At 61.9% G+C, this 19,994-nt stretch carries 15 protein-coding genes; 7 read left to right on the forward strand and 8 right to left on the reverse strand.

The window, feature by feature from the left end; genetic code table 11:
- Window positions 1-301 precede the first annotated feature (301 nt).
- The 8 genes from GWQ27_RS06440 to GWQ27_RS06475 form a co-directional block, all read right to left on the reverse strand.
- Window positions 302-3,193, reverse strand: a complete 2,892-nt coding sequence (locus GWQ27_RS06440; protein WP_275906945.1) for a DUF748 domain-containing protein — start codon at window positions 3,191-3,193, stop codon at window positions 302-304.
- Between the two features lie 48 nt (window positions 3,194-3,241).
- Window positions 3,242-4,003, reverse strand: coding sequence for a transporter substrate-binding domain-containing protein (locus tag GWQ27_RS06445; protein ID WP_275906946.1), 762 nt, complete (start codon window positions 4,001-4,003; stop codon window positions 3,242-3,244).
- Between the two features lie 37 nt (window positions 4,004-4,040).
- Entirely contained in the window at window positions 4,041-4,451 is a 411-nt protein-coding gene (locus tag GWQ27_RS06450; protein ID WP_005315403.1) for a MerR family transcriptional regulator, read from the reverse strand.
- A 14-nt stretch (window positions 4,452-4,465) separates the two neighbouring features.
- A complete protein-coding gene (locus GWQ27_RS06455; RefSeq protein WP_275906947.1) occupies window positions 4,466-5,422 on the reverse strand; it encodes a hydroxymethylglutaryl-CoA lyase in 957 nt (318 codons plus the stop codon).
- Window positions 5,419-7,404 carry a biotin carboxylase N-terminal domain-containing protein gene (locus GWQ27_RS06460; protein ID WP_265421463.1) on the reverse strand — a complete coding sequence of 662 codons (1,986 nt, stop codon included), beginning with the start codon at window positions 7,402-7,404 and terminating at the stop codon, window positions 5,419-5,421. Before GWQ27_RS06460 ends, GWQ27_RS06455 begins: the two co-directional genes overlap by 4 nt.
- 103 nt (window positions 7,405-7,507) lie before the next feature.
- Entirely contained in the window at window positions 7,508-8,347 is an 840-nt protein-coding gene (locus tag GWQ27_RS06465) for an enoyl-CoA hydratase-related protein (RefSeq protein ID WP_265421462.1), read from the reverse strand.
- A gap of 10 nt (window positions 8,348-8,357) precedes the next feature.
- Window positions 8,358-9,977, reverse strand: coding sequence for a carboxyl transferase domain-containing protein (locus GWQ27_RS06470; protein WP_275906948.1), 1,620 nt, complete (start codon window positions 9,975-9,977; stop codon window positions 8,358-8,360).
- Complete coding sequence (locus GWQ27_RS06475) at window positions 9,974-11,122, reverse strand: isovaleryl-CoA dehydrogenase (protein ID WP_265434535.1); 1,149 nt, start codon at window positions 11,120-11,122, stop codon at window positions 9,974-9,976. The genes GWQ27_RS06470 and GWQ27_RS06475 overlap by 4 nt, the downstream gene beginning before the upstream one ends.
- Window positions 11,123-11,374: 252 nt before the next feature.
- Between GWQ27_RS06475 and GWQ27_RS06480 the strand changes: the two genes are divergently transcribed.
- The 7 genes from GWQ27_RS06480 (at window position 11,375) to arcD (ending at window position 19,927) form a co-directional block, all read left to right on the forward strand.
- Window positions 11,375-12,886, forward strand: a complete 1,512-nt coding sequence (locus tag GWQ27_RS06480) for a CoA-acylating methylmalonate-semialdehyde dehydrogenase (RefSeq protein ID WP_275906949.1) — start codon at window positions 11,375-11,377, stop codon at window positions 12,884-12,886.
- A 114-nt stretch (window positions 12,887-13,000) separates the two neighbouring features.
- Window positions 13,001-14,158 (forward strand): acyl-CoA dehydrogenase family protein, encoded by a 1,158-nt coding sequence (locus tag GWQ27_RS06485; protein WP_275906950.1) that lies wholly within the window; start codon window positions 13,001-13,003, stop codon window positions 14,156-14,158.
- Between the two features lie 201 nt (window positions 14,159-14,359).
- Window positions 14,360-15,157, forward strand: a complete 798-nt coding sequence (locus GWQ27_RS06490; protein ID WP_275906951.1) for an enoyl-CoA hydratase — start codon at window positions 14,360-14,362, stop codon at window positions 15,155-15,157.
- Window positions 15,150-16,262 (forward strand): enoyl-CoA hydratase/isomerase family protein, encoded by a 1,113-nt coding sequence (locus GWQ27_RS06495; RefSeq protein WP_275906952.1) that lies wholly within the window; start codon window positions 15,150-15,152, stop codon window positions 16,260-16,262. Before GWQ27_RS06490 ends, GWQ27_RS06495 begins: the two co-directional genes overlap by 8 nt.
- Window positions 16,263-16,338: 76 nt before the next feature.
- On the forward strand, window positions 16,339-17,271 hold the full coding sequence (gene mmsB / locus GWQ27_RS06500) for a 3-hydroxyisobutyrate dehydrogenase (protein WP_021140245.1): 933 nt from the start codon (window positions 16,339-16,341) through the stop codon (window positions 17,269-17,271).
- Window positions 17,272-17,340: 69 nt separating this feature from the next.
- A complete protein-coding gene (locus GWQ27_RS06505; RefSeq protein WP_059113254.1) occupies window positions 17,341-18,102 on the forward strand; it encodes an SDR family oxidoreductase in 762 nt (253 codons plus the stop codon).
- Between the two features lie 388 nt (window positions 18,103-18,490).
- Complete coding sequence (arcD, locus tag GWQ27_RS06510; RefSeq protein WP_021140247.1) at window positions 18,491-19,927, forward strand: arginine-ornithine antiporter; 1,437 nt, start codon at window positions 18,491-18,493, stop codon at window positions 19,925-19,927.
- The last annotated feature ends 67 nt before the right edge of the window (window positions 19,928-19,994 follow it).

Here is a 19,994-nt window from a genome sequence, read left to right on the forward strand (position 1 = left end):
CAAAAAGAGGGAGTCACCGTTTGAAGCGCAGGAGACACTTGCCCGGATCCAGAGAAAAACCGGTCGAGCAGGGGCGCTCACATGGGCGCCTTATGTGGATAACGGGTCGCCAGAGGAGAGCAGAGCACAGTCTTAAAGGGGGTTTGGAGTGAGGGCGGATATATCCTCTATGCTCTGCGCACTCAATGATGAGTCGTTAGTGGCTATGGTCTCAAGGAGGACGTGGACGCAAGGCGGCACGAACAATCAACGAGAGCTGGGATGAAAACGCCGGGGAGCCGTTTCTGCTCCCCGGCAGCGGTCAGTTATCCAGTGTCAGAACGACCTTGGCTTCCTTGTCCGCCTCCTTTACCTGACTGTCGAGTACGAACAGCCGTTCCGGCGCTATCCCCTGGGTATCCACCAGATACTCCTTGGTGTTCTGGGCACGGCGCATGGCCAGATTGCGCAGGGACTTGGCGGTGATCAGCTGTTGATCCCGCAGCAGGATCACCGCCAGGCTTCGCAGGGCCGGGCTCGACTCATCCAGTTTCAGCCGATCGGCCAGATCCTCAAGATCCTCGTGGAAGTGCGCCTCGTAGGCTTCGGCCAGCGCGGCTTGGAGTATGGGGTCCTGCTCCAGCAGATCGAGGTCAACCGGCATGCCCGTGATCTTGGTCAATGCACGCTCCAGCTTCTGGCGCTGCAAAATGGGGCGCTCTTCATTGAAGTTGACCTTGCCGCGAATGTTCATGCTGATCTTGGGTCTCTCCTTGAGCGCTTGCGCCAGCTTGGTCAGCCTGATCTGCTGGGTCGGAGTGAGAGCCGGCTCACCCAGCAGGAAGGGCAGCTCATCCAGATCCTCAGTGCCTCCGGTCAACGACGCCAGCAGAGAGAAGGGGGACGTAATGGCCTTTCTGAGGGTATTGCCCAGCACATCCCAGAAGATATTGCCGAGGCTGAAATTTGGCTGATCCAGATTGCCTTTTACCTTCAGGTTCATCTGGATGACGCCGTTGGCATCGCTGAGCAGGGCGATGGCCAGTCCCAGCGGCATGTCCTTGGCCTGCTCGCTCTTGATCTTCTCTCCCAGTTGCAGCTTCTTGATGGTGATGTCGTTATCCCCCTCCAGTCGATTGCCCTGCAGCTTGTAGTTCAGCTTCATGGAGAGCTGTCCCTTGTCGATGGCATACCCGGCGTAGGTACTGGAGTAGGGGGTAAAAGTGGTGAGTTCCAGGTTGCTGAAGGTGACTGCCACATCGAGCACGGGCTGCTCGATCAGCAGATTGGTGTTGCCGCGAATGGTCACGGGGGCATAGCGGTCAACCTTGCCGTTGAAGGCGAGATCCGAACGTTGGCCGGGAATATTGCTGATATGGCGGCTCTGGCCGCTGAGGGAGGCAATGTCCACCACGAATTCCGGGCTCAGGCTGCGATCGGCAAAGCGCAGGTTGCCCTGTTCGGTGCGGACCTGATCGATGGTAATGCGGGGGACGGGCCCGTTGGCGGGCTCTGTGCTGGCGGCTTGTGGCAGCACCAGTTGCTGGAGGTTGGTGATCCCGTCTTCGTTGATCTCGATGCGGGCGAAGGGTTTGCGCAGCAGTATGTCGCCAATCTTCACCTGCTGGCTGATGCCGTCATAGTGCAACCCGCTCAGCTCCAGACGATCTATCTGCAGCAGGCGTTGATTGTCGGCCCGATCTAGCACGAACAACTGGTCTATGTCGAGCCCTCCTTTGACCTCGAGTTTGCTCAGCGCCCCCTCGGCGTTGGTGGCCAAGGCCAGTCTGGTACGGCTGGCAAGCTGGCCGTCGCGCACCGTGATGCGCAGCAGATCCTGCAGGTAGGGTTGGGCCCATTTGAGGGGCAGCCCCTGCTGCTTGAACTCGCCCTTGAGGGTGAAAGGGGCCAGGGTGAGGTCGCCGTCAAATCCGAGGGAACTCTGGGTGTTGAGGGTAGCATTGAGGTTGAGCGGGCTGGGCTGATCAGACTGACTGCCAAGGGGACCCAGCGTGAGGTTCAGCCCGGAGATCTCGCGCAGCAGCGGCTTGCCACTGCTCGACTCGGTCAGCTTGAACTCCCCCTGGCTGATGCGCGTCTCTTTGAGCGACCAGCGCCAGGGGGTGCCCGGAGCCGGCTTTTTGCCCGAGGGTTTATCCGCAGGCTGGGGGACAAGCAGTGCTGTCAGGTCCAGCTGCTGCGCGGCGTCGAGGGTTGCCGTGACCACCGGGGCCTTGAGTGCGATCTTGTCGATCCTGACAGACTGTTTGTTGCCATCCAGGGCTATGCCTGCCAATGCCAGCTGTTTGAAGCGGGCAAACTCGGCGCCCTTGTTCTGCTTGAGTTGCCAGTCGCTCAAAGTCAGCTTGCCCTTTGACAACTGCCAATCCAGTCCATGTTTGCCCTGACTGAGCTGGTAGTTCAGTTCGGCGCTGGCCTCGCCCTTGACCAGATTGACCTTGAGGTAGGGGGCCCAGAGCGGCGCGAAGGGCGAGAGCGCAAGCTTGCCGAGACTGAGCTGGCCTTTGCCTGCCCCCGTCATGATATCGAGCTGGCCGCTCGCCTTGAGCGGGCTCTGTTTGTTGAGCCGGGCGGTCAACTGGAAGTGGTTGGTATTTTTCGCCGCAGTGGAGAAATCCGGCAGTTGCAGATCGAGCCCGCTCAGGGTGAGCGGGGGTATCCAGCCCGCACTGTTTTTCTTGCGACTGTCCTGGTAGCTGATTTGACCCTGTACAGCGGCCAGTTTGGCTATCTGTACCAGAAGGGGCTCGCTGCTGGTCGTGACGGGCGTCTGCGAGGGCGTCAGCACGCTGGCCAGGGCATCGGTCAGATTGAAACGTACCTCACCTTTGCTGTCGGCCCGACGGATGAGATTCACCATCGGCTTGGTGAGGGTGGCGTCACTCAGAATAATGGCCTTCTGCCGCCAGCTCTGGCCAAGCTCGGGGACAAGCTGCAGCTGCTCGAATGCAATGATGGGTTGCTGTTTTTCATCGAGCAGCGCCGAGGGACCGATGGCAAGGGAGGGATGGCGCAGGCTGACATGGATCTCCCCCAGCGTCAGGTTCAGACCATAGTGTTTGGCCAGCCAGGCGGGCAGGTGGCGCTGGGTGAGAGTCGGCGCTTGCCATAACAGGACCAACAGGGAGATGAGCAGTGCGGCGAAGAGATAAAGGGTATAGCGCAGCAGGCGGACACGCAGGGGTTTGGGCATGAAGGTCTCCAATTGATGCGCACAGGGTAGCAAGTTTTCAGGACATAATCATGGTGCCGCTTGATGCTGTACGCCGTACTTTGTCCACAGACGTGCCAGGGTTCCGCTTTTCTTCAACTCGGCCAGCCAGGTTTCCAGCTGGCGGGTCGAGATGTCTGCCGTCGGGCTGAGCAGTGCTCTCAGCTCATACTGCTGATCCCACTTGTCTGACCGCAGCAACTGGGCTGCCAGCTCGGGATACTGTTGGCTGAACTGGTTGAGATACGCGAGGTTGAGGATGGCCACGTCGCCGCGCCCCTTGAACAATCCCTGTATGGCGGTGGCATTGTCTTTCACCAGCGTGATGCGAAAGCGCTGCTTGAGCGCGTCTGCATTGGCATTGAAGTCGGCAAATCCATAGTGATAACCGGTGACGCCGATAAGTTTGCGCTGATCAATGTGTTCGAAGAAGGTTTGATCACGCCCTGGCACCTTGAGGGCGACATATATTTCGCCCCCCAGCAGTAAAGGTGGGGTCATGTGAACTTGTTCCGCATCCCAATTCCAGCGGATATCCTCGAACAGCATGAGGGAGAAGCGGCCGAGTGCCAGCGCCTGATAGCGATGGGTGGCCGAGGTGGGGACAAAGACGAAACGCACCTCTTGCTGAACTTCGTTGAGCGCCGAGATGAGATCCAGAGTCAGTCCCCGATAGTGGTTTTCACTCTCCTTGACCACGAAGGGGGCATAGGGGTAGCCACCGACCCGGATCAGGGGGTGGCTCCAGGCCGTGGAGCAGAACAAGAGTAACAACCAGCACCAGCATTTCATCGGGAGCACCAAGATGGTGAGATGATCCCAGATTCGGTTAATCTGCGCTGGTTTTCAAGCTGTTAAGGGAATTTGCACAGCGCTGCTCGGCGGCTTCCAGCTCTGCCATCACCATCTGGATATCCTCCAGTTGCTGGTGCAGGGATTGGCGCTTGGCATTGATGAGCTGGATCATGGAGTGGAGCTGGGTCTTGCTAGAGCGATCCGTGTCATACATGTCGAACAGCTCGCGGATTTCCGCCAGGCTGAAGCCGAGCCGTTTGCCGCGCAATGTCAGCTTGAGGCGGATCTTGTCCTTGTGGCTGTAGATGCGGGTCTGTCCTTCCCGGGTCGGGGTGATCAGTCCCTCATCCTCGTAGTAGCGGATGGTCCTTGGCGTGATATCAAATTCATGGGCCAGCTCCGAGATGCTGTAGGTGATCTCCTTGCCGGGCAGGGACGGTGGCATGGTAGTGACTCCTGTTAGTGCGAGGATGACTGGCAAAGGCGCATCCGCAGCCGCTCTGCATTGGCGTGGAGGGCCTGACCTACCCGGGAGCCGTTGGGACGGCCGAGTCGTTCGCTTACCCATTGGCCGGTGGCCGCCAGCTTGTCCAGATCCACCCCTGTGCTCATGCCAAGGCCGTGCAGCAGATAGATCACCTCCTCCGAGGCGACGTTGCCGGAGGCCCCCGGTGCGTAGGGGCAACCACCGAGTCCGGCCACCGAGCAGTCTATGGTGCGGATGCCGCGCTCCAGCGCCGGCAGCAAATTGGCCAAGCCCTGGCCGTAGGTGTCGTGAAAATGGACCGCGAGCCGTCCTGCCGGGATCTCGTGCAGCACAGCATCCAGCATGGGGGCGACCGTGCCAGGGGTACCGACTCCTATGGTGTCCCCCAGCGAGATCTCATGACAACCGAGATCAAGGAGTCGCTCGGCCATGCCCGCTACCCGTTTCGGGCGGGTCGGGCCATCGAAGGGGCAGGCGATGACGGTGGAGAGATAACCGCGCACCTTGATGCCGAGGCGGCGTGCCTCCTGCACCAGAGGGGCGAAGCGCACCAGCGACTCTTCCACACCGATGCCGATATTGGCGCGGGTAAAACCGTCAGAACAGGCGGTGAACAGACCAATCTCGTCAGCCCGGGCGGCAATGGCAGCCTGCAGGCCTTGCAAGTTGGGCACCAGGACACCGTAGCGGGTTGGCCCCTTGCGCGGCAGGGCCTTGAACAGTTCGGCAGAGTCGGCCATCTGCGGCACTCGCCTGGGGGAGACGAAGGCTCCCACCTCGATGCGCTGCAAGCCGCTCTCGACGAGACGGGCTATCAGCTCAAGCCGCTGGATAAGGGGCAGGGCATTGGCTTCGTTTTGCAGGCCATCGCGCGGGCCCATCTCCACCAGGCTTACCTTGTCGTCCTGCATGCCAGATTCTCTTTTCATGTACTGCTCTCTTGCGTCTTCAGCGTGCTTTCATCGGCCAGGCCGGTATCGGTAAAACGTACCAGCACGGCGCCCTGACTCACTTGTTCCCCTGCTGTGCATTGCAGGGTATCGATCACACCGTCTTGTTCGGCTTTCAAGACGTGCTCCATCTTCATCGCCTCCAGTACCAGCAGGGGTTGCCCTTTGCTGACGCGTTGCCCGACCTCGACCAGCAGTGCCACTACGATGCCATGCATGGGGGCAATGGCGCCCTGCATGGTGGTGCTGGCGTGATCATGATGGGTCTGGTGTGCGTGATCATGGTGGCAGAAGCGAATACGTTGCCCATCCAGTTGCACCATGAAATCGCTCGCCCCAACAGCCTGTATGGGGTAGCGCTGCCAGCGCCCTGCATGTTGCAGGCGGATATGATCAGCGCCCAGCGCATAGGGAATTTGCTCTCCCTGCCACTCAAGCTTGCCTGCACATTCGGTGAGGCTCAGTACCCGTGCCTCCTCGCCGATCTGCACCGCCGCCGTCCAGCTTTTGCGTTGACCCAGACGAAAGCCGGATGCCTGTTGCCAAGGGGCGCTGCCTGCACTGCGGCTGGCGAGCCAGAGGGTGGCCAGCGGCCAGGCAAGCTCGGGCACTGTCAATGGTTCTGTGGGGATGGGCCACTGGGTGTGATGGCGCATGGCCAGCACGTCCGGCTCCTGACACAGGCGCAGCAACAAGGGGCCGTTGTGCACCAGGGGGCCGAGTTCCAGCGCACCCAGCGCATCGGCCAGTCTGGCAAAGGCTTCTGCTCGGCTCTGGCCGTGGGCAATCAGCTTGGCAATCATGGGATCGTAATAGGGGCTCACCTCATCTCCGGCAGTCACACCTGTGTCGATGCGCACCCCGTCCGGCCACTGCAGCCACTCTATGGGGCCGCTGGCGGGTAGAAAACCGGCTGCCACATCCTCGGCATAAAGGCGCGCTTCAACCGCATGGCCGTGCAGGACCACCTCCTCCTGGGTCAGGGGCAGGGGCTTGCCTTCGGCGACCGCCAACTGCCAGGCCACCAGGTCCTGGCCGGTGACACACTCGGTGACAGGGTGTTCCACCTGCAGGCGAGTGTTCATCTCCATAAAGAAGAATTCGTCCCCGCACAGCAAAAATTCGATGGTACCAGCCCCTCGATAATCGATGGCTTTGGCAGCGGCGACGGCGGCTTGCCCCATGGCTTGGCGCAGTGACGGGGGGATGTCGGGGGCGGGGGCCTCTTCAATCACCTTCTGGTGGCGTCGCTGCAAGGAGCAGTCCCTGTCCCCCAGATAGATGGCGTTGCCGAGGCTGTCGGCAAACACCTGCACCTCCACATGACGGGCCTTGGGCAAGTAGCGCTCCAGCAAGACGCTGTCATCGCCAAAGGCGCCCAGCGCTTCGCGTTTCACGGCCGCCAGCGCCTCGTCAAATTCGTCGATCTGTTCGACCAGGCGCATCCCCTTGCCACCGCCCCCGCTGGCCGCCTTGATCAGCAGCGGCAAGCCGGTCAGCAATGCCTGCTCGCGCAGCAGCTCGAGGCGCTGATCCGTGCCGTGATAGCCGGGCAGCACGGGAACGCCGGCTGCCTGCATCAGCGACTTGGCGCCGGACTTGTCCCCCATGGCGAGGATAGCGGCGCCACTGGGGCCGATAAAACGCACACCACGCTGCTCGCAGGCGGTGGCAAAGTCGCTGTTTTCCGACAAAAAGCCGTAGCCGGGATGGATGGCATCGGCGCCTGCCTGCTGGGCGATGCGCAGTACCTTGGCCGCATCGAGATAGCTCTCCCGCGCGGGGGCAGGTCCCAGATGCCAGGCTTCGTCGGCTTCCCGCACATGCATGGCATCTTGGTCGGCATCCGAGTAGAGGGCTATGGTGTGGATGCCGAGCCGACGGGCTGTCTTGATGATGCGCACGGCGATTTCGCCGCGGTTGGCAATCAACAGCCGTCTAATCGGCGTCTGGTTGGTCATGACGGCTCCTCACATTGCGCTGAAAAGGCAGAATGGGATGATGCGCGGCGGTTGTCCTCGTCGCGGTTGGCGATCTGCAGTCGCTTGACGGTGTTGCTGTGAGTCATGCTTCATCCTTGAAACGGGGGCGCCAGCTGGGGGGGCGTTTATCAAAAAAGGCCTGCATCCCCTCCTGGGCCTCGAGCCCGACCCGCACCCGGGCTATGGTCTCGACGGTTTTCTCTTCATGGAGGCGGGCGGTATGGCTTTCGATGGCGGCCAGCAGTCGCTTGGTCTCCTTCATCGCCTCCGGGCCGTTGCGACACAGGCGCATGGCCAGCGCGCGCCCTTCGGCCAGCAACTGCTCCGGCCTGGTCAGCTGGTGCGCCACATTGAGCCGGCAGGCGGTGATGGCATCGAAAGGTTCGGCGCTCAGCATGTAACGGCGTGCCTGGCGCATGCCCATGGTGCGCACCACATAGGGGCTGATCACCGCAGGTACCAGCCCCAGGCTCACCTCGGAGAGGCAGAAGCGTGCATCTTCGCTGGCCAGCACCAGATCGCAGGCACAGACAAGGCCCAATGCACCGCCATAGGCAGCTCCCTGCACCAGCGCCAGGGTGGGGAAAGGGAGCTCATCCAGGGTTTGCATCAGCCTCGCCAGTACCCGGGCGTCTTCCCTGTTGTGTTCAAAGTCGGCGTGAGCGAGATTGCGCATCCAGTTGAGATCGGCGCCGGCACAAAAGTGCCTGCCCTCGGCGCGCAGCAGCAAGGCATGGGGGCGTTCGGCGAGCGATTGACCATGAAGATGGGCCAGTTCGTCGAGGCAATCGAGCAGCCCCAGCATGAGATCGGCATCAAAAGCGTTGTGGCGAGCGGGGCGTGACAGCACCAGTTCGGCCAGTGGCCCATGGCGCTCCAGGCGAAATCCCGCCGGAGGATCATTGAAAAGTGGATCGGACATGACGAACTCCTTACATCCGGAATATGCCGTATTGCTCGGGTCCCGGCTCAGCACCCCGGCAGGCGGCCAGCGCCAGCGCCAGCACTGTGCGGCTTTGCGCCGGGTCTATGACGCCGTCATCCCATAACCGCGCGCTGGCGTAATAGGGGTGACCCTGCTGTTCATACTGGGCGATCACGGGCGCGCGGATGGCGGCGGCTTCCTGCTCGCTCAATACCTTGCCCTCAACGGCTAGCTTGTCCCGGCGCACCTGTACCAGCACACCGGCAGCCTGCTCGCCGCCCATGACAGAGATGCGACTGTTGGGCCAGCTGAACAGAAAATCGGGCTCATAGGCGCGGCCACACATGCCGTAGTTGCCCGCGCCGAAGCTGCCGCCGACGATCAGGGTTATCTTGGGTACCCGGCTGCAGGCTACGGCGGTGACCAGTTTGGCCCCATGTTTGGCGATGCCTTCCCGCTCTGCGGTACTGCCCACCATAAAGCCGGTGATATTTTGCAGGAACAGCAGGGGAATGGAGCGCTTGTTGCAAAGCTGGATAAAGTGGGCGCCTTTCTGGGCGCTATCGCTGTGCAACACGCCGTTGTTGGCAAGGATCCCCACCTGCATGCCACAGATGCGGGCAAACCCCGTCACCAGGGTAGTGCCGAACAGTGCCTTGAATTCGTCAAATTCGGAGCCATCTACCAGACGGGCGATGAGCTCTCGGGCATCGTAAGGGCGCTTGAGGCTGGTGCCCACCAGACCGTAGAGCTCTTCAATGGGATACTGGGGTTCGTCATAGCCTGGGTCGCGCGAAGCGAAACCCGACGCCGGAATAGTATTTTCCCCCAGATTACCAACCAAGGTGCGGGCTATGGCCAGGGCATGGGCATCGTCTCGCGCCATGTGATCCGCCACGCCTGAGTGGGCGCAGTGCACCTCGGCGCCGCCCAGGGCCTCGGCGCTGATCTCCTCGCCGGTGGCCGCTTTGACCAGTGGGGGCCCCGCCAGAAAGATGGTGGCCTGTTCCTTGACCATGATGGATTCATCCGCCATGGCGGGTACATAGGCGCCCCCGGCGGTACAGAGCCCCATCACCACCGCCAGCTGGGGAATGTTTTGGGCGGACATGCGGGCCTGGTTGTAGAAGATGCGACCGAAGTGCTCCCGGTCGGGGAACACCTCGTCCTGCATGGGCAGGAAGGCGCCGCCGGAATCCACCAGATAGAGGCAGGGCAGGCGCAGGCGCTCGGCGATGGCCTGGGCCCGCAGGTGTTTTTTCACCGTCAGCGGGTAGTAGGTGCCCCCCTTGACGGTGGCATCGTTCACCACCAGCAGGCAGAGCCTGCCCGCAATCTGGCCGAGCCCTGTTATGATGCCGGCGGCGGGTACAGGTTCGTCATAGACCTGCCAGGCAGCCAGCGCCGAGAGTTCGAGAAAAGGCGAACCCGGGTCCAGCAGCTGGTTGATGCGCTCTCGGGGCAGCAGCTTGCCACGGGCCTGATGGCGGGCGTTGTTGGCCGCGCCCCCGCCCTGGGCTATCTCGGCGAGCCGGACATTGAGATCCTCGACCAGCGCCTGCATTGCCGTTTTGTTGGCGGCAAATTCCGGGCTGGCCGTGTCGAGACGGGAGTGTATCTGACTCATGCGTTCTCTCCCATCAGCTCTCGACCGATGAGCCAACGGCGGATCTCCGAGGTGCCGGCGCCTATCTCGTAGAGCTTGGCGTCCCGCAGCAGGCGGCCGGTGGGATACTCGTTGATGTAGCCATTGCCCCCCAAGAGCTGGATGGCATCCAGCGCCATCTGGGTGGCATTCTCGGCGGCAAACAAAATGGCGGCGGCGCAATCCTTGCGACTGGTGCGGCCCTGATCGCAGGCGCTCGCCACCGAGTAGACCAGGGCCCGGCTGCTGGCCAGACGGGTATACATGTCCGCCAGCTTGCCCTGTACCAGCTGGAACTCACCTATGGCCTGACCGAACTGCTTGCGCTCACGCACATAGGGCAGCACAACGTCCATGCAGGCCTGCATGATGCCAAGGGGGCCGGCGGCCAGCACCACCCGTTCGTAATCGAGACCGCTCATCAGTACCCGGGCCCCGCCGTGCAAGCTGCCGAGCAGGTTCTCCCGGGGGACGCGGCAGTTGTCAAATACCAGCTCGCAGGTGCTGGAGCCGCGCATGCCGAGCTTGTCGAGCTTCTGGGCCGTGGTGAAACCTTGTGTACCCGCCTCAACGATAAAGGCCGAAATCCCCTTGGGTCCGGCGCTGGTATCGGTTTTGGCATAGATGACAAAGGTGTCGGCATCCGGGCCATTGGTGATCCACATCTTGTTGCCGTTCAGCACGAAGTGATCGCCATCGTGCTTGGCGGTAAGCCGCATGCTGACAACATCGGAGCCTGCTCCCGTCTCGCTCATGGCCAGTGCCCCCACGTGCTTGCCGCTGACGAGGGAGGGCAGATAGCGCGCCTTCTGATCAGGGGTGCCGTGGCGGTGGATCTGGTTGATGCAGAGGTTGGAGTGGGCGCCGTAGGAGAGGCCGACCGAGGCGCTGGCGCGACTCACCTGCTCCATCACCAGCACGTGGGCCAGATAACCTAGGCTCACGCCGTCATACTCTTCCGCCACAGTAATGCCGTGCAGCCCGAGTTCGCCCATTTGGGGCCAGAGATCCCGCGGAAACACGTTGCTGTGATCGATCTCGCTGGCGCGCGGCGCTATCACTTTCTGGCAGAAGGCCTCGACCTGCTCGGTCAGGGCGCTGAGGGTCTCATCCATCACTGCGTGCATCCTTGCTCTCCTTTGAATGGTTGGTTCTCACCCATCTGACAGCCCCTATGGTCGTAAACAGGGTGTCAAACTGGTCAGTCCATTTGCGAGTTAAGTTTACGTTAGCGTAAACGTAAATTGATTGTTAGTCTAAGGTAAATTTGTCGGGTGGCGGCTGCAAGGTGGCTCGTCCCCCTCCATCAACCGAGCTCAAGGAGTGAGCGGCATGACAAGCCAATATCCATTGCAGCCTGCCAGCAAGGAGAGCAGGGCATGAGCAACCATCAGACCCAATACGGCGATGTGCCGCTTTATATCGGTGGCGAGGCCTGTGCTTCCACAAGCGAGGCGTGGATCGAGGTGACCAATCCGGCGGATCAGAGCCTGCTGGCACGCGTGCCCAAAGCGACCCCGGCCGAGGTGGAGCGCGCGGTGCGCAGCGCTCACGACGCCTATCTGCTGTGGCGGGATGTGCCTGCCCCCGAGCGGGCGCGGGTCATGTTCAATTACCAGCATCTGCTTAAAGCCCATCACGATGAGCTGGCCTCCCTGCTGGCCCAGGAGACCGGCAAGAATCTGGCGGACGCCAGGGGGGATGTGTGGCGCGGCATCGAGGTGGTGGAGCAAGCCTGTGGCATCGCCAGCCAGATCATGGGGGAGACAATGGGCAACGTGGCGCGTCGGGTGGATGGCCACTCCTGGGTGCAGCCGCTGGGGGTCTGTGTCGGCATCACGCCGTTCAACTTCCCTGCCATGATACCCCTGTGGATGTTCCCGCTGGCGGTAGCCTGCGGCAACGGCTTCGTGCTCAAGCCTTCCGAGCAGGATCCGCTTACCCCCATGCGGCTGGCCGAGCTGTTCACCGAGGCAGGAGCCCCCAAAGGCATCCTCTCCGTTGTACACGGCGGCGCCGAGCAGGTGGATGCGCTGCTGTGTCATCCCGATGTGAAGGCGGTCAGCTTCGTCGGCTCTGCCCGGGTCGGGGCTCACGTCTATCGCACCGCCACCGAACACCTCAAACGGGCCCAGTGCTTTGTCGGTGCCAAGAACCACATGGTGATCATGCCGGATGCCAACAAGGGGCAGGTGCTGAGCAACCTGGTGGGGGCCGGCGTTGGCGCGGCCGGTCAACGCTGCATGGCCATCAGTGTGGCTGTGTTTGTCGGCAGTGCCCGCGACTGGATCCCCGAGCTTGCCGCCGAGTTTGCCAAGGTGAGGCCCGGGGTCTGGCAGGATCCCGAGGCGGCCTATGGTCCCCTCATCAGCCCGGAGGCGAAAGTCAGGGTAGAGGGCCTCATCGAGGCGGGGATCAAGGAGGGGGCTGAGTGTCTGCTCGATGGTCGCTTCTGCGATGTGGCGGGCTATCCGGTGGGCAACTGGGTGGGGCCGACCCTGTTTCGCGGTGTGACCCCAGAGATGCGAATTTATAAAGAGGAAATTTTCGGCCCCGTGCTCGCCTGCCTGGAAGTAGACAATCTGGACGAAGCGCTGACCCTCATCAACACCAACCCCTACGGTAACGGCACCGCCATCTTCACCGGTTGCGGCGCGGCGGCCCGCAAGTTTCGCCACGAGGTGGCCGTGGGTCAGGTGGGGATCAACGTGCCCATTCCGGTGCCGCTGCCGTTTTTCTCCTTTACCGGCTGGCGTGGCTCTTTTTACGGGGATCTGCACGCCTACGGCAAGCAGGCGGTGCGCTTCTACACCGAGACCAAAACGGTGACTGAGCGCTGGTTCGACGAGGATATCCCCACAGGCCCCAATATGACCATCAGCCTGAGTTAAGGGGGGCGAAAAGACACAGGACTTGGCAATGCCGACCGGCGCGAACCTGACATCAGCCTGCGTTGAGCGCGGGCCACAGAGACAACAGACAAAGGATACAAGGAAGCGGACAAGATGGACTTTACCCTGACCGAGGATCAACAGGCTTATGTCGAGGCGGCCACCGCCTTTGCCAATGAGGCGTTCAAACCCCATGCCGCCCGCTGGGACAGAGATCACGAGTTTCCCATCCCCACCATCAAGCAGGCGGCGGCGCTCGGCTTTTGCGGCCTCTATACCCCGGAACAGTACGGCGGGCTCGGTCTGCCCCGGCTCGATGCCAGCCTGATTTTTGAGCGCCTCGCCATGGGCTGCACCTCCACCACGGCTTATCTGACCATCCACAACATGGTGAGCTGGATGCTGGGCAGCTGGCTGCCTGCCGCGGTTGCCGAGGAGTGGGTGCCCAGGCTCGCCAGCGGCGAACTGCTGGGCTCTTATTGCCTAACCGAGCCGGGGGCGGGTTCAGATGCGGCGGCCCTCAAGACTCGTGCGGTGCGTGACGGCGAGGACTACCTCATCGACGGCAGCAAGGTGTTCATCTCGGGGGCGGGCAGCACGGATGTGCTGGTGGTGATGGCTCGCACCGGGGGCGACGGGGCCAAGGGGATCTCTGCCTTCATGGTGCCTGCCGATAGTGAGGGGATTGTCTACGGCAAGGCGGAGGAGAAGATGGGCTGGAACAGTCAGCCGACCCGGGAGGTGGCCTTCAACGGGGTGCGCATTCCCGCCAGCTATCGACTGGGGCAGGAGGGGGAAGGCTTCAAGTTCGCCATGCAGGCGCTGGATGGCGGGCGTATCAACATCGCCACCTGCTCTGTGGGTACCGCCCAGCAGGCGCTAGACGATGCACTGCGCTATGTGCAGCAGCGCCAGCAGTTTGGCCACCCCATCAGCGAATTTCAGAGCGTGCAGTTTCGTCTCGCCGACATGGCCACCGAGCTGGCGGCGGCTCGGTTGATGGTACGCCAGGCCGCCGACAAGCTGGACAGAGGCAGTCCGGACAAGAGCGCCTGGTGTGCCATGGCCAAGCGTTTTGCCACCGATGTGGGTTATCGCGTCTGTGACGAGGCTCTGCAACTCTTTGGCGGCTATGGTTATATCCGCGAGTATCCGCTTGAGCGTTACCTGCGCGATACCCGGGTACACCGCATTCTGGAAGGCACCAACGAGGTGATGAGGCTGATCATCGCCCGTCGCCTGCTGGCGGATCCTGGTCTGTCACTGGAGTAAGGGGGGCGCCGCTTTTCCTGGAGAGCGCCAAGGCAGGTGATGCGGCTGATCATCGCCCGCCGCCTGCTGGCGGATCCCGGTCTGTCGCTGGCGTAACATATTATCTGCCTCCGAGACGTCATCAGGCTTTGTGAGCCAGCCGAAGGTTGGCTCCATTCAACCCTGTCATCATGGGGCAGTCTCATTCACAAGGACAATGCAATGACAAGGATCAGGCTCGAATATCACGGTCACGTGGCCTATATCACCCTCGACCATCCGCCCGCCAACACCTGGACCCTGGCCAGCTTGCAGGCCTTCTTGCAGATGATGGTGGAGCTCGACAGTCGCCCCGATGTGGTGGCTCTGGTGATCCGCGGGGCGGGGGACAAGTTCTTCTGCGCCGGCGCCGATCTCAAGATGTTTGCCGATGGCGATCTGGACCATGCTCGCGAGGTTGCCGAGGCCTTTGGTCATGCTTTCGAGGCGCTGGCCCGTTTTCATGGCGTCAGCATAGCCGCCATCAATGGTTACGCCATGGGCGGCGGACTGGAAGTGGCGCTGGCCTGTGACATCCGCATCGCCGAGCTGCAAGCCAAGCTTGGGTTGCCGGAAGCGTCCGTGGGTTTGCTGCCCTGCGCCGGTGGCACTCAGCGGCTCACAGAGCTGGTGGGGCCTGGCTGGGCCAAGCGTATGATCTTGTGCGGCGAGAAGGTCAACGCCACCCTGGCCTACGAGATGGGGCTGGTGGAGGAGGTGGTCAAAGAAGGGCACGCCTGGGACGCGGCGCACCAGATGGCCCAGTTGGTGGAGCGTCAGAGCCCGAGTGCCCTGCGCGCCTGCAAGACCCTTATCAATCAGGGGCGCAGCGGCCCTCGTGATGCTGCCTTGCCGCTGGAGCGCAGCCTGTTTCTCGAGCTGTTTGCAGACGCCAACCAGCGTGAAGGGGTGGCGGCCTTCCTGGAGAAGCGCCCGCCCCGCTGGCAGTATGAAAAATCCAATGGAGTGACGAATGAGTGAATCGGTACGCATAGAGACCCATCCCACGGCGGACGGCCATCATATCGGCGTCTTGACCCTGGACAGTCCTGCGTCTCTCAATGCCCTGAGCCTGCCGATGATCCAGGCTCTGCAGCGCGAGCTCACGCGCTGGGAGCAGGATCCCGGCGTGGTCTGCGTGATATTGCAAGGGGCCGGCGAGAAGGCATTTTGCGCCGGTGGTGACATCCGCTCCTTCTATTACCGCAGACAGGAGGAGAGTGAGCAGGCGCTGTTTGGCTATGCGCGGGATTTCTTTGAGCAGGAGTATCGGCTCGACCACCATATCCACCGCTACGGCAAGCCCCTCATCTGTGTGGCGGATGGCATCTGCATGGGGGGGGGCATAGGCCTGTTCGCCGGCGCCGACTTTCGGGTGGTGACCGAGAAGAGCCTGTTCGCCATGCCGGAGGTGACGATCGGCCTCTATCCGGATGTGGGGGCCAGCTGGTTTTTGAGCCGGATGCCGGGGCGACTCGGGCTCTGGCTCGGTCTGACCGGCGCCCGTTTCAATGGCGCGGATGCCATCGGCCTGGGGCTGGCGGATCACGCTATCGCCAGCAGTGAGCGTGCAGCCTTGTTGCCTCGCCTGGCCGGGTTGGACTGGTGTGGCAGCCAGGCGCCACGGGAGCAGATCGATCAGCTGTTGAGGGGCTTGCAGGCAGAGGCAGACAAAAAGCTGCCAGCACCTGTGCTCTTGCCCCATCAGGCCAAGATCGATGCCCTGCTGGTCGGTCGCACCCTGCAAGGGGTGCTGGACAGCGTGTTTGATGCCAGCTTCGATCCCGATCAGGGTGAAGGGTGCCTGGCGCAGGCCCGCGAAACATGCCGCAGTGGCAGCCCCATCAGCCGCGCCATTCTGTGGCGCCAGTACTGGCAGGCGCGCCGCCAGTCGCTGGCCGAGGTGTTTGCCGATGAGCTGGCGCTGTCGGTCAATTGCGTGTTGAAAGGGGATTTTGTGGAAGGGGTGCGGGCACTGCTCATCGACAAGGACAAGTCCCCCCGTTGGCAGGCGCCGCAAGCTGGCACTGAGTGGCTGGATGCCTTCTATCACTGGCCCGAAGGGAAAAACCCCCTGGCGCCTTGAGTCTTCGACGGGAAGGCGTAAGGGTGGATGAACGGACACAGGTGCTGGATAGCCAGCACGGCAAGGAGCAGACGAGATGACAAGGATTGGTTTTATCGGGCTGGGCAACATGGGGGGCCCCATGGCCGCCAATCTGGCCAGGGCGGGGCACGGTGTCAGGGTATTTGACTTGATGCCGGAGAGTGTCGCCAAGGCGATTGCGGCTGGCTGTATCGCCGCCGGGGATGCCCGCGAGGCGGTGGCCGATTGCGAGGTGGTCATCAGCATGCTGCCCGCCGGTGAGCATGTACGCGCGCTCTGGCTCGGCGAGAGTGCTGGAGAGAGGGGCGGACAGGATCTGCTGGCGGCCTTGCCAACGGGAGCCCTGGTGATTGACTGCTCCACCATAGATGTGGCGTCGGCCCGCCAGGTGGGGGAAGCGGCAAAGGCGCGGGGCATTCGCTTTGTCGATGCCCCCGTTTCGGGTGGCGTGGCGGGGGCGAGCGCAGGGACCCTCACCTTTATCGTCGGTGGTGAACTGGCGGATTTCGAGGCGGCCAGCCCCATTCTGGCCCACATGGGGCAGAACCTGTTTCATGCCGGAGCGCTGGGGGCGGGCCAGATCGCCAAGATGTGCAACAACATGCTGCTCGCCATCCACATGGCCGGCACAGCCGAGGCGTTGGCGCTCGGGGTGAAGGAGGGGCTGGATCCGAGCGTGCTTTCCACCATCATGGGCAAGAGCTCGGGCAACAACTGGAGCCTGGAGCGCTACAACCCCTGGCCTGGCGTGATGGAGAACGTGCCCGCCGCCCGCAATTATCAGGGGGGCTTTATGACCCGCTTGATGGTCAAAGACTTGGGGTTGGCCATGGCGCTGGCCGAGCATGCCCACAGCGCTGTCCCCATGGGGGCGCTTGCCCGCAACCTGTTCAACCTGCACGCAAGCCAGGGCCAGGAGAGCAAGGATTTCTCCAGCATCGTCGAGCTCTATCTGGATAAAATGCGGGATCAGTCCAAAGCCGGTTGATCTCGGGTGCTCTGCTCTCAACTCATTCACCCAATCATGTATGGCCAGACAAACTGGCAAGGAGTACCCATGGATATCAAGCAGAAGATCATCGCCGTCACGGGCGCGGGGCGGGGGCTCGGCCGGGCCATTGCCCTCAGTCTGGCCAGTCAGGGCGCAGTACTGGCGTTGATCGATGTGAATCGTGCGGATTTGGAGGTGACCGAAGCCGAGGTGCGCAGTCGCGATGGTCAATGCACCCTGTTCGTCTGCAACGTGGCGAGCGAAGCCGAGGTTGAGGCGACCTTTAGTGCCATCAAAGAGCAACTTGGCGCCTTGCATGGCCTCATCAACTGCGCCGGTATCCTGCGGGACGGCATGCTGATCAAGGTGAAAGAGGGCGTGCTGGTGGAGAAGATGAGTCTGGCCCAGTGGCAGGCCGTCATCGACGTCAACCTGACCGGCACCTTCCTCTGTGGTCGCGAAGGGGCGGCCCTGATGGCCCAGGGGGGGCAGGGGGGTGTCATCGTCAACATCTCCTCCATTGCCCGTGCCGGCAACATGGGCCAGAGCAACTATGCCGCCAGCAAGGCGGGAGTGGCCTCTCTGGTGGTGACCTGGGGGCGGGAGCTGGCTCGCCACGGCATTCGGGTGATGGGCATAGCCCCCGGCGTGTTTGCCACCGACATGACGGCGGCGATGAAACCGGAAGCGATGGCCCGCATGCAGCAGGCCATCCCGGTTGGCACCCTGGGGGAGGCGCACCAGCTGGCCGACACCGTGCATTTTATTCTCGCCAATGACTATCTGTCGGGCCGTATGATAGAGCTCGACGGTGGCCTGAGACTCTAGTTTTGTCGCCCACCACTAGATGCCCCTGGCCGCTGGTACAGGGGCATTTTTATTGTGCGCTTGACTCGCGGGCCAGCCCGGCGGCGCTGACAGCCATCTGCATGCCCATGCAGGTCTGATCCGGAAAAACGGGGGCCAGGTCATGGAAAAATGTGAAATATCAACGGGTCTTTCTTAATTTGAACCAGCTCACAGGCACTCGGGGTCAGTACTGTAAAATTGCGCGCGGTCAAGACGGGGCATGATTGACGGTACGAGGGATTGCGGTCGGAATAGTCATGCAATATAGTTGCCGCCTTTTTCACGGGGTACGGATTTTTAGCCCCTCCCATATTGCGCGCAGTATGAATACGGACGCTCTGCCGCCGCCTAATCAAACAGGATTGAGATGGACAAGAAACTAGGGCTTGGCGCCCTCATCTCGCTGGTGATCGGCTCCATGGTCGGCGCCGGGGTCTTCAGTCTGCCACAAAATATTGCCGCTCATGCCAGTGCCGGGGCCGTTGCCCTGGGTTGGGCCATCACGGGTCTGGGCATGATCTGCCTCGCGCTGGTTTACCAGAATCTTTCCATGCGCCGCCCGGATCTCGATGGCGGTATCTTCAGTTACGCCAAGGCCGGTTTCGGCGATTTCATCGGTTTCAACGCCGCCTGGGGTTACTGGCTCTGTCAGCTGCTGGCCAACGTCTCCTATGCCATCGTCGTGTTCAGCGCCCTGAGCTACTTCTTTGACACGCCGGACAATGTCATCTTCGGTGACGGCAACACGCCGGTGGCCATCATACTGGCCTCCATCCTGATCTGGTCGGTGCATGCGCTGGTGCTGCGCGGGATCCAGGTCGCCGCTCTGGTGAACATCATCACCACCATCGCCAAGATGGTGCCGCTCATCGTGTTCTGCGTCGCCATACTGCTCGCCTTCAACATGCAGACTTTCACCCTGGATATCTGGGGCCACGACAACGTGGAGCTGGGATCCGTGATGGATCAGGTCAAGTCCACCATGAAGGTGACGCTCTGGGTCTTCATCGGCATCGAAGGGGCTGTGGTGGTCTCTGCCCGTGCCCGTCACCGCAAGGACGTGGGCCGAGCCACCGTGCTGGCGCTGCTCGGCGCCCTGACGCTCTATGTCATGGTGACCCTGTTCTCCCTGGGGGTCATGAGTCAGCCGGAACTGGCCCAGCTCAAGAATCCCTCCACCGCCATGATCCTTGAAAAAGTGCTGGGTCCCTGGGGCGCCTGGCTCATCAACATAGGTCTGGTGATCTCCGTGATGGGGGCCTTGCTTAGCTGGACAGTGCTGGCAGCGGAAGTACCTTACATAGCCGGCAAGACAGGTGTCTTCCCCAGCTGGTTTGCCAAGGAGAACAAGAACGGCTCGCCGCAGGTGTCGCTCTGGTGTTCCACCTGTCTGGTGCAGATCTTCCTGATCATCATCTACTTCCAGAGCAGCACCTATCTGGCGCTGGTCAACATCGCCACCTCGGCGGCGCTGGTGCCCTACGTCTTCTCCGGTGCCTATGGCCTCAAGCTGGCAATGAAGGGAGAGACCTACGAGGGTCAACCCCATCAGCGCAAGCGTGACCTGCTGCTGGCACTTGTGGCCACGACTTATGGCTGCTGGCTGGTCTATGCCGCCGGTGTGGAGTATCTGCTGCTGGTGGCGCTGCTCTACAGCCCGGGCATCTTCATCTACTGGAAGGCGCGTCAACACCACGGGCTGCGCGGCCTCAACCGACTGGAGCAGGGGATGACGGCGGCCCTGCTCGGGTGCGCTGTGCTGGCCTTCTACAAGGTGATGGACGGTACCATTCCCTTGAGTTAACCGGCACAATGAAGAGATGGCCCAAGGGCCATCTCTTTTTTTATGCGCGTGTTGGCCTTGGGGCCAT

Origin of the sequence: Aeromonas sp. 5HA1, assembly GCF_029237245.1 — a bacterium.
In the GTDB taxonomy this organism is placed as follows: domain Bacteria; phylum Pseudomonadota; class Gammaproteobacteria; order Enterobacterales; family Aeromonadaceae; genus Aeromonas; species Aeromonas salmonicida.

Excerpts from the sequence above, each read along its gene's own strand:
- GWQ27_RS06440 (WP_275906945.1), bottom strand. The coding sequence starts at position 3,193 with ATGCCCAAACCCCTGCGTGTCCGCCTGCTGCGCTATACCCTTTATCTC.
- GWQ27_RS06445 (WP_275906946.1), bottom strand. The coding sequence starts at position 4,003 with ATGAAATGCTGGTGCTGGTTGTTACTCTTGTTCTGCTCCACGGCCTGG.
- GWQ27_RS06450 (WP_005315403.1), bottom strand. The coding sequence starts at position 4,451 with ATGCCACCGTCCCTGCCCGGCAAGGAGATCACCTACAGCATCTCGGAG.
- GWQ27_RS06455 (WP_275906947.1), bottom strand. The coding sequence starts at position 5,422 with ATGAAAAGAGAATCTGGCATGCAGGACGACAAGGTAAGCCTGGTGGAG.
- GWQ27_RS06460 (WP_265421463.1), bottom strand. The coding sequence starts at position 7,404 with ATGACCAACCAGACGCCGATTAGACGGCTGTTGATTGCCAACCGCGGC.
- GWQ27_RS06465 (WP_265421462.1), bottom strand. The coding sequence starts at position 8,347 with ATGTCCGATCCACTTTTCAATGATCCTCCGGCGGGATTTCGCCTGGAG.
- GWQ27_RS06470 (WP_275906948.1), bottom strand. The coding sequence starts at position 9,977 with ATGAGTCAGATACACTCCCGTCTCGACACGGCCAGCCCGGAATTTGCC.
- GWQ27_RS06475 (WP_265434535.1), bottom strand. The coding sequence starts at position 11,122 with ATGCACGCAGTGATGGATGAGACCCTCAGCGCCCTGACCGAGCAGGTC.
- GWQ27_RS06480 (WP_275906949.1), top strand. The coding sequence starts at position 11,375 with ATGAGCAACCATCAGACCCAATACGGCGATGTGCCGCTTTATATCGGT.
- GWQ27_RS06485 (WP_275906950.1), top strand. The coding sequence starts at position 13,001 with ATGGACTTTACCCTGACCGAGGATCAACAGGCTTATGTCGAGGCGGCC.
- GWQ27_RS06490 (WP_275906951.1), top strand. The coding sequence starts at position 14,360 with ATGACAAGGATCAGGCTCGAATATCACGGTCACGTGGCCTATATCACC.
- GWQ27_RS06495 (WP_275906952.1), top strand. The coding sequence starts at position 15,150 with ATGAGTGAATCGGTACGCATAGAGACCCATCCCACGGCGGACGGCCAT.
- mmsB (WP_021140245.1), top strand. The coding sequence starts at position 16,339 with ATGACAAGGATTGGTTTTATCGGGCTGGGCAACATGGGGGGCCCCATG.
- GWQ27_RS06505 (WP_059113254.1), top strand. The coding sequence starts at position 17,341 with ATGGATATCAAGCAGAAGATCATCGCCGTCACGGGCGCGGGGCGGGGG.
- arcD (WP_021140247.1), top strand. The coding sequence starts at position 18,491 with ATGGACAAGAAACTAGGGCTTGGCGCCCTCATCTCGCTGGTGATCGGC.